We start from the raw sequence: 13,423 nt of genomic DNA, 5'->3' as shown, positions 1-13,423 counted from the left end.
GGGGGGGGGGGAGGGGAGGAACGCTGACCTCGCGAGTGCGCGGCGTCAGTAGACGATCGAGAACGTGGCGTCCGCGCGGTCGGTGGCGGTGGAGACGGGGTCGATGCGCAGGGCGTAGCTGTAGTGCCTGATGTAGCGGGTCGGGAAGTTGTGCGACCGGAAGGACGTCCAGGCGGCGTCGGCCAGGCCCGGGACCTTGTGGAACGTGGCGTCCTGGGCGAACGTGCTGGTGCCGTCGTTGACGTCCAGTTGGAGCGCGAAGTTGTAGTGCCTCAGGTAGCGGGTCGGGTTGTTGACCGACTGGAAGGACACCCCGGAGCTGTCCGCGAGACCGGGCATGATCTTCCACTGCGAGTCGGTGTACGGATCGAACGGGTACGGATCGATCCGGGCGGCGAAGTTGGAGTGCCGCACGTAGCGGTTGGGGAAGTTGTAGGACTTCAGCCGGTTCCAGACGGGCTTGCCCCATCGTGCGACGAGATTGTCGTACTCGGTGGAGGTGATCGTCTCGATGGTGCTGTGCTTGGAGCTGAGCGGCTGGGTGTAGTCGCGCTGGCTGAGCTCGGTCCAGGTGCCGGCCGCGAGGTCGGTGGTCTGCCAGGCGTAGAAGATGCCGTTGGGCCTGTAGGTGTCGCCCCACATGTACCAGGTGTTGGACGTCAGCGACTTCACGACGGTCGGGGCCTCGGTGCCACCGTGCGCGGTGGGGGTGCCGAACGGGACGAAGCTGCCGGGGTCCAACGACGTGGACCGCGTGTTGACGAGTTTTTCCTGCTCGTTGTTCTTGACGACCATGTAGTTGACGCCGTTCACGCCGACGGTCATGTTCGCGTCGATGACGTCGTAGCCGGCGTCGAAGAAGACCTGGGGCGCGGACACTGTGCGGAAGTCGGTGGTGTAGTTCACCATGATCACGTTGCGGCCGCTGGAGTTCACCGACGAGTAGAGGATCGCGTACCGGCCGCGGTCGGCGTCCCAGTACGCCTCGGGCGCCCAGCTGTGGGTGACCATGTCATGGAGCTTCAGCCGCCGGTAGCCGGTGAAGGTGCGCAGGTCGGTGGAGTCCCAGAGGTGGATGTACTGGCTGTTGTAGTTCCAGTCGGTGCCCTTGAGGTCGGTGGCGAGCACGACGAAGGTGCCGTCCTGCTTGCGCATGATGAACGGGTCGCGCAGTCCGCCGGCGCCCTCGGTGGGGGTGACCACCGGGTTGTTCTGGTTCAGCGGCATCCACTGCAGGCCGTCCGTGCTGACGGCCAGGTGCAGACCGAAGTCGGTGCCCAGCCCGCTCGGCGACTCGGTGAAGTACCCCATCACGTACGCCGAGTCCGCGGCGTGGGCGGCGCCGGCCCCGAGGGTGAGGTTGGCGGTGGCGGCGGCGAGGGGAACTGCGGCTGCCATGCCGAGGAACCGTCGGCGCGAGGGCTGGGAGTCCTGCCGGGAATCTGTGCTCATGGCTCTCCAAAGAGGGATGGGTACAAGAGGAACCCCAGGGGGCCACCCCTGCGAAGCCACAGCCCTTGCCTTCGTCCGGCATATCGAGCGGATGTCGCTGGGTCGGTCAGAAAGTAGAGGTGAGGTGATCGAAGGTCAATGGTTCTGTCGCTTCTCGTTGAATTTTGTGGGTTTGAAGCAGCGGCTGGCGGCGACACGGCACGGGCGATGGCGACCGGACGACCAGGCGGACGCCTGGTCGTCCGGGGGTACCTCGGTCGGCTCCTGGCGACGCTGACCAACAGCGACAGAAGATCATCCGGGTGCCTGGCTGCGCACGTCGCCACCTCCCCCGAGGTGGGTGCCGTCAGCGCCCCGTCGCGGCAGGGAACTCGCTCCGGCCCGGAAGCCACAGCCCATGCGCATCCGTTCCAGGACCGCCGTCAGGGAAGCGGCTTCAGGTCGCCCTCGCCGATCCGCCGTCGCAGGAGGAACTTCTGCGTCTTGCCCATGGCGTTGGCCGGGATGTCATCGGCGAGGTACCAGTTGCGCGGTGTCTTGTGCGGGGCCAGGGTCACGCGCAGGTGGTCGTGGAGTTCGGCGGCGGTGGGCGGGGCGCCGGGATCGGCCGGGATGACGACGGCGGCGACCTGTTCGCCCCGGTGCGGGTCCGGAACACCGAGCACGGCGGCCTGGCGGACGCCGGGATGGGCCAGGAGCACCGCCTCGATCTCGGCAGGGTAGATGTTCTCCCCGCCTCGGATGATCAGGTCCTTGATGCGGCCGGTCACGGTGACGTAGCCGCGCTCGTCCATGACGCCCAGGTCGCCGGTGTGCAGCCAGCCGTCACAGTCCAGCGTCTGGGCGGTGGCCTCGGGCAGATCGTGGTAGCCGAGCATGGCCTGGTAACCGCGGCGGCAGATCTCGCCTGGCTCGCCGACGGGCAGCGGATCGCCCCCGGCCGGATCGGCGATCTTGACCTCGGCCTGCGAGGTCGTAGTTGTCGAAGCAGGGGTGGTTCAGCAGCGCCGACAGCATCACCGGTACTGCGCCGAGGAAATCGGCCCGGTGCTTCTGCAGGGCGTCGAGGACGAGTTGGGGCTGGAAGACCTGGACGAGCACGAGCGTGCCGCGGTTGGCCGCGATGCCCAGCACCGTCAGGTCGCACCCTGCCGTATGGAACAGGGGCAGGGCGCTGACCCAGGTGCCGTGCTGGGGGAACCCGGCGCGGGCGGCCGTGAAAGCGGCGTTGGTGACCAGTCCATGGTGGTGCAGGACCGCGCCTTTGGGCTTGCCGGTCGTCCCGGAGGTGTACTGGATCCGTGCGGCCAAGCCGGGGTCGACCTGCGGCAGCGGTCTGATGGGCGTACGGCGGATCTCGGCGAGCCATCCGGTGAAGGATGCCTGCTCGCGCAGCCGGGGCAGTCGCGGCCGGATCCGTTCCACCGCCGCAGCCATGTCGGTGTCGCGGAAAGGAGTCAGTCAGCAGCAGGCCCACAGATCCCGACTGGGACAGTCCGTGCTGGAGTTCGGCGTCGCGCAGTGCGGGGTTGGCGGTGACGAGGACGAGCCCGGCCAGGGCGGCGCCGTACTGGAGGATGACCCATTCGGGGAGGTTGGGTGCCCAGACGGCGAGGTGCTCTCCCGGGGCGAAGCGTTCGGCCAGCCAGGACGCGGCGTGCTCGGCGTCGTCCAGGAGCTGGGCGTAGGTCCAGGTGCGGTCGGTGAATGCCTCGATGGAGATCGGCGCCGTCCAGGACCGTCGAGCGTCAACACTCACACCTTGATCACTCGTTGGTGTTGGTGGTGCGAGCCCGCTGCATGGTGACCTCTTGCGAAGCCCGAGCCGTCTGAGCTCCCGGAAAAGCCGAGGCCCGTGGGGTGAGCTGGTGCCACGAACGGCTACTGAGGTGGCGGACCGGCCCTTGCGCTGAGTCCTGGGATTAGGTCGCGTGGTTCCGCATGAGCTCGTGACCTGCGCAAACTGCACCATGGGGGGGAACATCTTGATCTACTGCGGCATCGACTGGGCCGAGCGCACACACGACGTCGCCCTGGTCGACAACAGCGGCCAGTTACCGGCCAAGCGGCACATCACCGACGACGCTGCGGGCTACAAGATCCTGCTGGACCTGCTGGTCGAGTACGGCGACAGCGAGGAGAACCCGATCCCGGTCGCGATCGAGACCTCGCGGGGCATGCTCGTGGCCGTCCTGCGGACCGGCAAGCGGCAGGTGTTCGCGATCAACCCGATGGCCGCCGCCCGCTACCGCGACCGGCACTTGGTCTCGCGCAAGAAGTCCGACCCTGGCGACGCCCTGGTCCTGGCGAATATCCTGCGCACCGACATGCACGCCCACCGGCCGCTGCCCAACGACAGCGACCTCGGCCGGGCCGTCGCCGTCCTCGCCCGTGCTCAGCAGGACTCGTTGTGGAACCGGCAGCAGTCTGTCCAACCAGCTCCGATCGCTGCTGCGGGAGTACTACCCGGCCGCCCTGACGGCCTTCGAGCCCTGGCGCACCGGCCTGTGCCGGCCGGAGGCCCGGGAGCTCTTGAAGGCGGCCCCGACGCCGGCCCGGGCCGCGCGGCTGACCCGCACGCAGCTGGAGGCCGCGCTCAAGCGGGCCGGCCGCAAGCGCGGCATCACGGCCGAGGCCGAACGGCTCCGCGACGTCTTCCACTCCGAGTGGGCCCACCAGCCGCCGTTGGTGGAGGACGCGCTGGGCAAGCAGATGCTCGCGCTCCTGGTCCAGTTGGAGGCCGCCTGCACCGCTGCCGACGACCTCGCCGAGGCGGTCGAAGAGGCTTTCCCTCAGCACCCGGACGCTGAGATCATCCTCAGCTTCCCCGGCCTCGGCGTCCAGCTCGGCGCCCGGGTGCTCGCCGAAATCGGAGACGACCGGTCCTGCATCGCGGACGCCCGCGGCCTGAAGGCATACCCCGGCGCCTCACCCATCACCAGGGCCTCCGGCAAGAAGTCGAGCATCACCCGCAGGTGGGTGAAGAACGACCGGCTCAACGCGGCCGGCTACCTCTGGGCCTTTGCCTCCATCACCGCCTCCCCCGGCGCCAAGGCCCACTACCGGCGACGCCGCTCTACCACTGCCTCCAGAACCGCAAGCTGTTCGATGAAGACACGGCCTTCCCAACCGCTCTCGCTGAAGCCGCTTGACATGTTGAGTGCCTGAGGTGTCTCACACCCCGTTCGCGCAGGTAGACGCGTGATCTGTGAGGCTGTGAGGGTGGAGCTCGCGCCCGTTCTTCCTGTCCTGTGTCACTGGACTTCGACCGCGTGCCATCGGACTTTGACAAGCGCGGCATCGAAGAGTGATCGCGCAGGTCGGAGGGGCGGACGAGCGCCGTCTTGTCAGCCCAGGGCCGCGTCAAAGGCCTTGCGGTTGGCCGAGGGATAGGCCTTGGTCTCCCGAAGCTACGGCGAAGTGACAAGTAGCTCTCTGTAATCAGCATGACAGGCGGTCAGGGATAGCGGGGCGGGGTCCGGGGACCTCGCCGACCTGGAGGGCGGCGAAGTCGGCGTGGGCCTGTTCGACGACTTCGGGGTATGTCTCGCGCTTGGCGTGTTCGGCGAGCGCCCGGTAGATGCTGGCGACGGAGGGGTTCTGTCCCTTGCGCTTGCCGGTGGGGATGATCAGGTCGGGCTGGATCTGCTCGACGGACTCGCCGCCCGCGCCGCGCCGGAGCACGGTGTGGAGCATGTCGTCGGTGATGGCCGGGGGCCGGCCGCCGTGTTTGCCCTTTCGGGCCGCGGTGTCGAGCCCTTCGAGCGTGGACTCGCGGATATTCTCCCGCTCGGTCTCCGCCATCGCGGCGAAGCGGCCGTCAGGCTGCCCGCGCTGAACTGACCGTCACCACAAGCGAGTCCAGGAACAGCGCTCCCGCCAGCAGTCCCGCACTGCCTCTCGGGCTCCACGCGCGCGCGTGCAGGTCGGCGTCGAGGGCGTACAGGGCTTCGCGGCCCGCGTCCGTCGCCGTACCGCCCGCTTCCAGGACCCCGCGGGCGCCCGCCTGGACGTGCCGCAGGCCGGTCGGGCCCACGGTGTGCAGGAGTTCGGTGTCCTGGAGGGTGGACATCACGGTGAGCAGGGCGTCGAGGCGGGCCTCATCCTCGTCGGCACCTGCCGAGCGGGCGGCGGCGAGGGCGTCCAACGCCCGCCGTACGTGCGGGAATCCGGCCCGTGCCTCGCCGCGCGCCCCGGCGGCGCCGTACTTCGCCGAGATCGACGAGCCGCGCGAGGGTCTTCGCGGGGCCCGCCGGTCAGGGTGCGCGGCGATCCGCTTGGCGACTGCGGCCACGTCCTTCGCCCCGGCACGGGGTTCGAGGGCGGCCGCGGCGACCAGCAGGCCGAGCACCCACAGGGCGCCGCGGTGGCCGCCGCCCGCGAGGCCCACCGAGTGCTCGGTGCAGCGGCCGATCGCGCCCAGTTCGGTACGGAGTCGGGCCGTGGGTTCGCCCGTGCGGCGGGCTGCGGCGGCCATCGCCGCGAGGCCGGGCGCGAGCGCCTTGGCGGACCAGCGCAGGGCGCGGTGGTCCACCCGGGTCGTACGGGCGCTCAGGTCACGCGGATCGGGCAGGCCGGGCTTGGGTGCCAGCGCCAGCTGCCCCGTCAGCGCGCCCACGGCGGCCTGGGCCAGCTCGTCGTCCTCGCGGCTGTTCACGCGCTACGAGGACGCCGTGGCCGACGGCGAGGCGCCGTCGCTCGGCGGGGTGCCCGTCGGGACGGCGCCGCTCGGGGGCGTACCGCCACCGCCTCCGCCCGCTCCGGTGTTCTCGGCGTCGGGGTCGACGCCGAGGGTCAGAGAGCCCTTGTAGCCCTTGGACGGGTCGCTCTTGTGCACGGCCTTGAGGGTCAGCAGGCCACTGGAGGCGCCGCCACCGTCGTAGACCATGTCGTCGGCGAGCTCGGTGTAGGTGCCGGAGTGCTTCGCGTACGGCTCCAGGGTGAAGACTTGCTCGGCGATCTCGTCGGCGAAGAACAGCTGGCCGGTGTAGTTGACCTTGCCGCCCTCGTAGGTGCCGTCCTCCTTCTCGCCGCCCGTGTGCACCTTGAGGTGGATGTGGCAGGTACGCGGGGCGTACCAGCCCGGGAAGATCGTCTCGAACTTGACGACCCCGTTGGCGTTGGCGATCTGGTAGCCGCGCAGATAGGTGTTGTCGTCGGCGGTCGAGCCGTCCTCGCTCTCCGCGGGCGCGGAGCCGCCGGGGTTGGCGCTGGTGTACCCGGAGTAGTAGCCCCAGGCGTCGCAGTGCCAGATCTCCACGGCCGCGCCCGGCACCGGGGTGCAGCCGTCGGTGGCGTCCACGACGGTGAGGCGCAGGGTCAGCGGGACGCCGCTCTTGCCCTCGGTGATGTCCTTGCGCACCAGGGCGCCGTCGAGGTAGTACGGCCCCTCGGTGACGCTGGACATCAGGGTCATGCACGCGCCGCCGGTGGAGGTCGCCGAGGCGGTGGCGGCGGCCTCGGCGGTGGCGGTGGTCGTCGCGTCGTCGGCGAAGGCCGACTGGTACCCGGCCACGGCGAGGCCGCCGGCCGCGACCGTGCCTCCGGTCACCGCGAGGGCACGGCGCCGGGTGATAGAGGTGTCCTTGTGGTTTCCCGTCATGTCCATGAACGTAGGAGTGACGGCTGTCAGGAACCTGAGCCGACTCTGTGCGCAAGCTGAGAATGCGTATCGCGCGTCTTCGGGTACGGGGTCGGCGCTACACCGCCATCAGCAGCGCTTCCTTCTTCCACTTAAGGATCTTGTCGCGACTCACCACTGCGCCCCGCCTGCCGGGCTTGTTGCCGATGTGGACGTGATCGGCGAGTTCCTCGATGAGACAGAGTCCGCGGCCGTTTTCGTCCTTACAGCCTGTACCTGCTGCTCCTGGGGCAGTACCGGAAGACGAACAAGCGGGCGCTGCGCAGGAGGGAAGCGTTCCCGATCACGCTGCCGTACCTGGTCCCGATGATGGAGAAGGCGGAGGCGGATGACCGGCCGATCGGCTGGCGCGACTCGGCTATGTTCGCCTTCGGGTACCGGTTCCTCGGACGCAGTATCGAAGACGTCGACCTGGACCTCGAGGACCTGACGATCATCGACGACGGCGTGTTCGTCTGGCTCGCCGAGGACAAAACCCACCAGGGCGAGGAGCAGACCACCATCCTCCACGACCGGGAAGACCTGCGCCTCGTCTTCCGCCTGCGCCGGTACGTCGACTGGCTGGCCGAGCAGGGCATCACCACCGGGCCGGTGTGGCGGGAGATCCTGCGCAGCGGAAGGGTCGCAACACCGCAGACCCGGGCCACGAAGGGGGGCGGGGCCACCAAGCGCGGCCTCTACCTGCGCCCGCAGACCGTGAACGACCGGGTGAAACACTGGTTCGGCGCAGCCGGGCTCAAGAGCGACGGGCGTCCCGTCTCCTCGCACGGCCTTCGTGCCGGCGGCGCCACCGACCTCGGTATGAGTGGCGCGACGGACGAGGAGCTGGAGGCGGCCGGCCGCTGGAAGATGGGCTCACGCATGCCTCGCGAGCGGTACGTGCACTTCCGCTGCCTGGGCCGCCATTGCTTCGCGTATTCCGCCACCGTTTTCTGATCCAGCTCGCGGCGAGACTCGGCGACGGACGGCGCCGTGCGCTTCTTCTCCACGTAGATCTGAGTGAGGCGCTCGATCGCGTCGTCTTGCGTGCCGAAGCCCCCCTCCTCAAGCTGCCTCCCCAACGCATTGCGGAAACGGATTGTGTAGGGATGCGGGCAGCGGGTCGGCCTGGCACAGTCGCAGTCCTTGAAGAACGACCCCATGCCGCGGGCGAGCTGTCGAGCCACGAAGCGAAACCTTCCGAACGGGAGCCGGGCATCCGTGCCCGGGCCCCGCCACGGCAGTCACCAGGTCAGCAAGCCGGGACGCCTGCGCGCCCGATGCTGACCATTTGCTGACCCGGACCGGCCTATCATGCCTCTGGTAGGCTCCCTGCCTGTGTTTTTGCAGGTCAAGGGCTGTTTGCACACTTTACAGCGAGTCGCGAGCCCGGGCAGCTGTCCCCGGGATTTCCAGGACTCGTCTCTCGTGACGATCGCCACAGCAGGGCTTGACTACCTGGCCCCGGGCCGATCAAGAACCGTCGCCGAATCCGGCGGCGCGCAACGTAGCCGCCTATCACCGGTTACACGATGCTGACCGTCTGCACCACCGGCCCCAAGCCGACATCAGTTCGGCTCGGCGGTGGCACAGGACAGGCGCCGCCCGATCTGTCGAGCAAGGCTGCTCAGCATGTCCACCAGCTGAGTTTACGGAGAAGCCTCGAAGCTTGGACTGAGGGGAGGAGACTGTCAGTGCGCGACGCCGACCAGGCCTGGCACCAGCGTGTTTGCCTGGGTCATGCCCCCAGGTCCTCCGTCACGGGCAGGCACTCGGCGAGCAGGTCGACGACGTCGCGCCAGGCTCGCTGCGCGTGCTGTCGGTGGTAGCCGACGCCGGGGACCACGGGGTGGTCGACCGGCGGGTGGTGGAAGGCGTGCAAGGCTCCGCCGTAGACCGCGAGGCGCCAGTCGACGCCCGCGGCCTGCATCTCAGCGGTGAACGCGTTTCGTTGCGCGGGCGGCATGATCGGGTCTTCCGACCCGACCCCGGCCCACACCGGGCAGCGAATGCGCGCCGCCTCGCCCGGTCGGCCCGTGGTAGTTGCGTTGACTGTCCCGATCGCGCGCAGGTTGACGCCGCCGCGCCCGAGTTCCAGCGCGATGGCGCCCCCGGTTCCGTAGCCGATGGCGGCGATCCGGTCGGGGTCGGTCCGGGGCTCGGTGCGCAACACGTCGAGCGCCGCATGGCCGATCCCCCGCATCCGGTCGGGATCAGCGAGCAGTGGCATGCAACGGGCCAGCATCTCCTCGGGGTCACCCAAATAGCGCCCGCCATGAAGGTCGAAGGCCAGCGCTACATATCCCAGCTCGGCGAGAGCATCGGCCCGGCGGCGCTCGACGTCGCTGAGCCCCATGCCCTCTGGTCCGAGCAGCACCGCGGGCCGGCGGTCGACACCGGCCGGGAGCGCGAGGTGCCCGATCATCGTCAGACCGTCGGCCGGGTACTCGACCGTACGCGTCGTAATCGTCGTCATGAGACTGGACTGTAGTGATCGTCGAGCCCGGTCCGGCCGGTGTTCTGCCGCTGGCAGAACAGCACGGGTGTCCCTCTGAAATACGGGACGGGCCCAGCGCTCAGGGCTTCAAGATCATCCCGTTGCCCCTTTGGCGCGCATCTCGGTCACACGCCGAGTCCGGCCCAGCGGGTTGACCACGAACCCACGGGCCCGACCACCAGAATCAGGAGATCCGCCCGTGGGTTCGCGGCCCCGCGCTACGGCGGCTGACGGGGTGCGGCGGGGGGACGAAGGGGGTACTGGCGGACCCCCGGTCGAGGGGTGCCCTTTTAGGTGGCCGTCGCGCTGCCGGCGCATGACGGGCAGGACGGCAGCATCAACGGACAGCAGACCGGCGACCCCGCCAAACTCGCCCGCGCCCTGCTGACCATCGCCGCCCGGGACCAGCCGCCACCACGCTTCATCGCCGGCGCCGACGCCATTGAGGGCATCTCGGCCAAGGCCAGGGAACTCCTCGCGCAGGCCGAAGCCTCCCGAGCCCTGCCGGGCCGCTCGTGGGTTCAGCGACGGCCGTCGTAGGTTTCACGAGCCGCGAGCACCTCGGTGATGTGCTCCTCCGCCCAACGGCCCAGTGCCTGAAGGGGGGTGTGCAGGGTGCGTCCCAGAGGGGTCAGTTCGTATTCGACCCTGGGCGGCATTTCGGCATACACATGCCGTGCGACGAGGCCGTCGCGTTCCAGGTCCCGCAGGGTCTCGGTGAGGACCTTCGCGCTGATCCCGTCGACCGTGGTGCGCAGGTCGCGGAAGCGCATCCTCCCGCCGCTGAGCGCGATCACCACCATGGCGGTCCATTTGTTGGCGATGCGGGCCAGCGACGTGCGGGAGGGGCAGGTCGCGGTCAGCACATTGAAATCCGGACCCTGTGGCATACGTCACACCTCTCCATTGGTTACCTTGAGGTGACTGGTTACCGATGGTGAGTATAGGGCTTCACCAGCACCGACTCACTGAAGGAGACGATCAGCCATGGAGCCCACCACCACGTACGCCGTCGCCCGCCGGTACGCCGACGCGGTGTCCGCCAAGGACTTCGCCGCGGTCGCGAGCATGTTCGCCGACGACATCGTGTGGCACCAGCCCGGGGCCCACCGGCTCGCCGGCACCTACCGCGGTGCTGCCGCGGTAGGCGAGATGTTCGGCGCCCAGATGTCCGCCACGCAGGGGACCTTCGAACTCGCGCTCACCGGCGAACCCATGGTCAACGGCGCGCTGGTCGCGATCCCCGTCCACTTCTCGGCCCAGCGAGAGGGCGCCGTGTTGGCCATGGACGGCGTCGACCTGCTCAGGATCGAGGGCAACAAGATCGCGGAGGTATGGCTGTTCTCCGCCGACCAGGAGGCCGAGGACGCCTTCTGGGGGGTCGACTGAGCGGAACGCAACCGTCCGTGGCGGCCTCCAGCAAACCTGATGAGGCAGGAGATGAAGAAACGGCGGCTGCGGCGGGCGTAGCGCTGGGTGGTCCGGAAGCTCTCGCGGCCCGGGAGAAAAAATCTCGGACGGCGATGTCGAGAACCCGTGGCCGGCTTCGTCCCCGGGGTGAACGCGACCACAATGGGTCGTCCCAGCGCGAGGAGAACACCATGGCCAAGTACCTGCTGCTCAAGCACTACCGCGGCGCTCCGGCGGCGGTCAACGACGTGCCCATGGACCAGTGGGCGCCGGAGGAGATCTCGGCGCACATGCAGTACATGAACGACTTCGCGGCCCGGCTGGAGAAGACCGGCGAGTTCGTCGACGGTCAGGCGCTCGCGCCCGAGGGGACGTGGGTCCGGTACGACGGTGAGGGGCGCCCGCCGGTCACCGACGGCCCGTTCGCCGAGACCAAGGACCTCATCGCCGGCTGGATGGTGATCGACGTCGACAGCTACGAGCGCGCCATCGAGCTGGCCGGGGAGCTGTCGGCCGCCCCGGGGGCGGGCGGGAAGCCGATCCACGAGTGGCTCGAGGTGCGCCCGTTCTACGGCACGACGCCCACCATCACGGAGTGACCTCACCGATGAACGAGGCCCTGCTCAGGAGCCTCACGCCGAGCGTCCTCGCCATCCTCGTCCGCCGCGGAGCCGACTTCGCGGCGGCCGAGGACGCCGTGCAGGACGCGCTGGTCGAGGCGGTCCGCGTCTGGCCCGCCGGCCGGGGAGACCCCATCTGGGATGCGAAGGGCTGGCTGGTCACCGTGGCCTGGCGCAAGTTCCTCGACCAGGCCCGGTCGGACGCGGCCCGCCGCCGGCGTGAGGACCTCGTCGTCGAGGAGCCGCCGCCCGGGCCCACGCCCGCCGTGGACGACACGCTCCAGCTGTACTTCCTGTGCGCCCACCCGTCGCTGACGCCGTCGTCCGCGGTCGCGCTCACGCTGCGCGCCGTCGGCGGGCTCACCACCCGCCAGATCGCCCAGGCCTACCTGGTGCCCGAGGCGACCATGGCGCAGCGGATCAGCCGGGCCAAGCGCACGGTCTCCGGCGTGCGGTTCGACCAGCCCGGTGACGTCGCCACCGTGCTGCGCGTCCTCTACCTGGTCTTCAACGAGGGCTACTCCGGCGACGTCGACCTCGCCGCGGAGGCCATCCGGCTCACCCGGCAGCTCGCGGCCCAGGTCGACCACCCCGAGGTGGCGGGCCTGCTCGCCCTCATGCTGCTCCACCACGCCCGGCGCGCCGGCCGGACCGCGCCCGACGGCAGCCTGGTGCCGCTCGCCGAGCAGGACCGCGGCCGCTGGGACACCGAGCTGATCGCCGAGGGCGTCGAGATCCTCCAGGCGGCACTCGCGCGCGACCGGCTGGGCGAGTTCCAGGCCCAGGCCGCCATCGCCGCCCTCCACGCCGACGCGCCCACCGCCGAGGAGACCGACTGGGTGCAGATCGTCGAGTGGTACGACGAGCTCCTTCGCCTGACCGACAGCCCGGTCGTCCGGCTCAACCGCGCGGTCGCCATCGGCGAGGCCGACGGACCGCGCGCCGGGTTGGCGGCGCTCGCGGCGCTGGACGCCTCCCTGCCCCGCCACGCCGCGGTGGCGGCGTACCTCCACGAGCGCGACGGCGACCTGGTGACGGCGGCACGGCTGTACGCCGAGGCGGCACAGAAGGCACCCAACCTCGCCGAGCGCGCGTACCTGACGCGCCAGGCGGCCCGGCTCAACGCCCGCCGGTGTCGCTGACGGATAGCGCTCGGGGCCGGCCCCCGCCCGTCCCGCACAACCCCGTCAGCTCCTGGCCGCCAGTTCCCTGAGGGCGATGTTGAGTTCGAGGACGTTGACGCGGGGCTCGCCCATGAAGCCGAGGGTGCGGCCCTGTGTGTGGTCCTCGACCAGTTTCTCCACCGTGGCGACGGGCAGGCCGTTCCGCTCGGCGACTCGGTGGACCTGGAGCTCCGCGTACTGCGGGGAGATGTCCGGGTCCAGGCCGGAGGCGGAGGACGTGACGGCGTCGGCGGGGACCTGGGAGGGCCGCACCTTGTAGTCGGCGGTCGAGTTCTCCCTGACGACCCTGGCCTTGGCCGCCTCCACCGACTTGATGAGCTTCTCGTTGTCGGCGGACAGGTTGGTGGCGCCGGACAGGAGCAGTTTGTACTGGGTGTTGACGGAGTTCGTGCCGAGGCCGTTGGCCGGGCGCGGCTGGAAGTAGTCCAGGCTGTAGCCCTGCTGCCCGATCAGCGAGGAGCCGACGACCTTGCCGTCCGCCGTGATCTGCGAGCCGTTGGCCTGGTCGTGGAACAGGCCCTGGGCGATGCCGGTGAGGGCCAGTGGGTAGATGACGCCGGTCACCAGGGTCAGGAGGAGCAGGGCCCGCAGGGCCGCGCCCAGCAGCCGGGCGGTGTGCGTGACGGAGTTGTTCATGTCC

Annotated in this window: 14 protein-coding genes and 3 pseudogenes; 6 read left to right on the top strand and 11 right to left on the bottom strand. The window is 69.7% G+C overall.

Features of this window, described 5'->3' with window-relative positions; all coding sequences use genetic code 11:
* Positions 1-45: 45 nt before the first annotated feature.
* The 4 genes and pseudogenes from IE255_RS14055 to IE255_RS40355 form a co-directional block, all read right to left on the bottom strand.
* On the bottom strand, positions 46-1,398 hold the full coding sequence (locus IE255_RS14055; protein ID WP_190050557.1) for a glycoside hydrolase family 43 protein: 1,353 nt from the start codon (positions 1,396-1,398) through the stop codon (positions 46-48).
* Between the two features lie 476 nt (positions 1,399-1,874).
* On the bottom strand, positions 1,875-2,378 hold the full coding sequence (locus tag IE255_RS14050) for a class I adenylate-forming enzyme family protein (protein WP_229906417.1): 504 nt from the start codon (positions 2,376-2,378) through the stop codon (positions 1,875-1,877).
* On the bottom strand, positions 2,278-2,889 hold the full coding sequence (locus tag IE255_RS39155; protein WP_229906391.1) for an AMP-binding protein: 612 nt from the start codon (positions 2,887-2,889) through the stop codon (positions 2,278-2,280). The genes IE255_RS14050 and IE255_RS39155 overlap by 101 nt, the downstream gene beginning before the upstream one ends.
* A 22-nt stretch (positions 2,890-2,911) precedes the next feature.
* Positions 2,912-3,424, bottom strand: a pseudogene (locus IE255_RS40355) (AMP-binding protein); the annotation flags it as partial.
* Between IE255_RS40355 and IE255_RS14040 the strand changes: the two are divergent.
* Positions 3,423-4,604, top strand: a pseudogene (locus IE255_RS14040) (IS110 family RNA-guided transposase). The pseudogenes IE255_RS40355 and IE255_RS14040 sit on opposite strands and share 2 nt — an antisense overlap.
* Positions 4,605-4,893: 289 nt before the next feature.
* Here IE255_RS14040 and IE255_RS14035 read toward each other — a convergent pair.
* The 4 genes and pseudogenes from IE255_RS14035 to IE255_RS39150 all read right to left on the bottom strand — a co-directional run.
* On the bottom strand, positions 4,894-5,256 hold the full coding sequence (locus tag IE255_RS14035; protein WP_229906390.1) for a recombinase family protein: 363 nt from the start codon (positions 5,254-5,256) through the stop codon (positions 4,894-4,896).
* Positions 5,257-5,272: 16 nt separating this feature from the next.
* Entirely contained in the window at positions 5,273-6,109 is an 837-nt protein-coding gene (locus tag IE255_RS14030) for a triphosphoribosyl-dephospho-CoA synthase (RefSeq protein ID WP_190050554.1), read from the bottom strand.
* 3 nt (positions 6,110-6,112) lie between these two features.
* Positions 6,113-7,054: an intradiol ring-cleavage dioxygenase gene (locus IE255_RS14025; RefSeq protein WP_229906389.1), complete on the bottom strand. Its 942-nt coding sequence runs from the start codon at positions 7,052-7,054 to the stop codon at positions 6,113-6,115.
* A gap of 97 nt (positions 7,055-7,151) precedes the next feature.
* Positions 7,152-7,292, bottom strand: a pseudogene (locus IE255_RS39150) (ATP-binding protein); the annotation flags it as partial.
* A gap of 110 nt (positions 7,293-7,402) precedes the next feature.
* On the opposite strand from IE255_RS39150, the gene IE255_RS14020 reads away from it, so the two are divergent.
* Positions 7,403-8,029, top strand: coding sequence for a site-specific integrase (locus IE255_RS14020; protein WP_190050552.1), 627 nt, complete (start codon positions 7,403-7,405; stop codon positions 8,027-8,029).
* A 781-nt stretch (positions 8,030-8,810) separates the two neighbouring features.
* Here the strand turns inward: IE255_RS14020 and IE255_RS14015 are convergent.
* A complete protein-coding gene (locus IE255_RS14015) occupies positions 8,811-9,548 on the bottom strand; it encodes a dienelactone hydrolase family protein (protein ID WP_190050551.1) in 738 nt (245 codons plus the stop codon).
* Positions 9,549-9,863: 315 nt separating this feature from the next.
* Here IE255_RS14015 and IE255_RS14010 point away from each other — a divergent pair, with 315 nt between their 5' ends.
* On the top strand, positions 9,864-10,109 hold the full coding sequence (locus IE255_RS14010; protein ID WP_229906388.1) for a Rossmann-fold NAD(P)-binding domain-containing protein: 246 nt from the start codon (positions 9,864-9,866) through the stop codon (positions 10,107-10,109).
* Here IE255_RS14010 and IE255_RS14005 read toward each other — a convergent pair.
* On the bottom strand, positions 10,091-10,459 hold the full coding sequence (locus IE255_RS14005; RefSeq protein ID WP_190050550.1) for a winged helix-turn-helix transcriptional regulator: 369 nt from the start codon (positions 10,457-10,459) through the stop codon (positions 10,091-10,093). The genes IE255_RS14010 and IE255_RS14005 overlap by 19 nt on opposite strands.
* Positions 10,460-10,556: 97 nt before the next feature.
* Here IE255_RS14005 and IE255_RS14000 point away from each other — a divergent pair, with 97 nt between their 5' ends.
* From IE255_RS14000 to IE255_RS13990, 3 genes are all read left to right on the top strand, one after another.
* Positions 10,557-10,958: a nuclear transport factor 2 family protein gene (locus IE255_RS14000; protein WP_190050549.1), complete on the top strand. Its 402-nt coding sequence runs from the start codon at positions 10,557-10,559 to the stop codon at positions 10,956-10,958.
* A gap of 212 nt (positions 10,959-11,170) precedes the next feature.
* Positions 11,171-11,578: a YciI family protein gene (locus tag IE255_RS13995; protein ID WP_190050548.1), complete on the top strand. Its 408-nt coding sequence runs from the start codon at positions 11,171-11,173 to the stop codon at positions 11,576-11,578.
* Positions 11,579-11,586: 8 nt separating this feature from the next.
* A complete protein-coding gene (locus tag IE255_RS13990) occupies positions 11,587-12,741 on the top strand; it encodes an RNA polymerase sigma factor (RefSeq protein WP_190050764.1) in 1,155 nt (384 codons plus the stop codon).
* Between the two features lie 45 nt (positions 12,742-12,786).
* Here IE255_RS13990 and IE255_RS13985 read toward each other — a convergent pair whose 3' ends face one another.
* Entirely contained in the window at positions 12,787-13,419 is a 633-nt protein-coding gene (locus tag IE255_RS13985; protein WP_190050547.1) for a potassium-transporting ATPase subunit C, read from the bottom strand.
* Between the last annotated feature and the right edge of the window lie 4 nt (positions 13,420-13,423).

Source organism: Streptomyces lomondensis (assembly GCF_014651035.1).
In the GTDB taxonomy this organism is placed as follows: Bacteria; Actinomycetota; Actinomycetes; order Streptomycetales; family Streptomycetaceae; genus Streptomyces; species Streptomyces lomondensis.
This window is presented reverse-complemented; position numbering and strand designations above follow the sequence as displayed.

Bases quoted from the DNA above. Each gene is read 5' to 3' on its own strand.
- IE255_RS14055 (WP_190050557.1), bottom strand. From the start codon at position 1,398: ATGGCAGCCGCAGTTCCCCTCGCCGCCGCCACCGCCAACCTCACCCTC.
- IE255_RS39155 (WP_229906391.1), bottom strand. From the start codon at position 2,889: ATGGCTGCGGCGGTGGAACGGATCCGGCCGCGACTGCCCCGGCTGCGC.
- IE255_RS14035 (WP_229906390.1), bottom strand. From the start codon at position 5,256: ATGGCGGAGACCGAGCGGGAGAATATCCGCGAGTCCACGCTCGAAGGG.
- IE255_RS14025 (WP_229906389.1), bottom strand. From the start codon at position 7,054: ATGACGGGAAACCACAAGGACACCTCTATCACCCGGCGCCGTGCCCTC.
- IE255_RS14020 (WP_190050552.1), top strand. From the start codon at position 7,403: ATGGAGAAGGCGGAGGCGGATGACCGGCCGATCGGCTGGCGCGACTCG.
- IE255_RS14015 (WP_190050551.1), bottom strand. From the start codon at position 9,548: ATGACGACGATTACGACGCGTACGGTCGAGTACCCGGCCGACGGTCTG.
- IE255_RS14005 (WP_190050550.1), bottom strand. From the start codon at position 10,459: ATGCCACAGGGTCCGGATTTCAATGTGCTGACCGCGACCTGCCCCTCC.
- IE255_RS14000 (WP_190050549.1), top strand. From the start codon at position 10,557: ATGGAGCCCACCACCACGTACGCCGTCGCCCGCCGGTACGCCGACGCG.
- IE255_RS13995 (WP_190050548.1), top strand. From the start codon at position 11,171: ATGGCCAAGTACCTGCTGCTCAAGCACTACCGCGGCGCTCCGGCGGCG.
- IE255_RS13990 (WP_190050764.1), top strand. From the start codon at position 11,587: ATGAACGAGGCCCTGCTCAGGAGCCTCACGCCGAGCGTCCTCGCCATC.
- IE255_RS13985 (WP_190050547.1), bottom strand. From the start codon at position 13,419: ATGAACAACTCCGTCACGCACACCGCCCGGCTGCTGGGCGCGGCCCTG.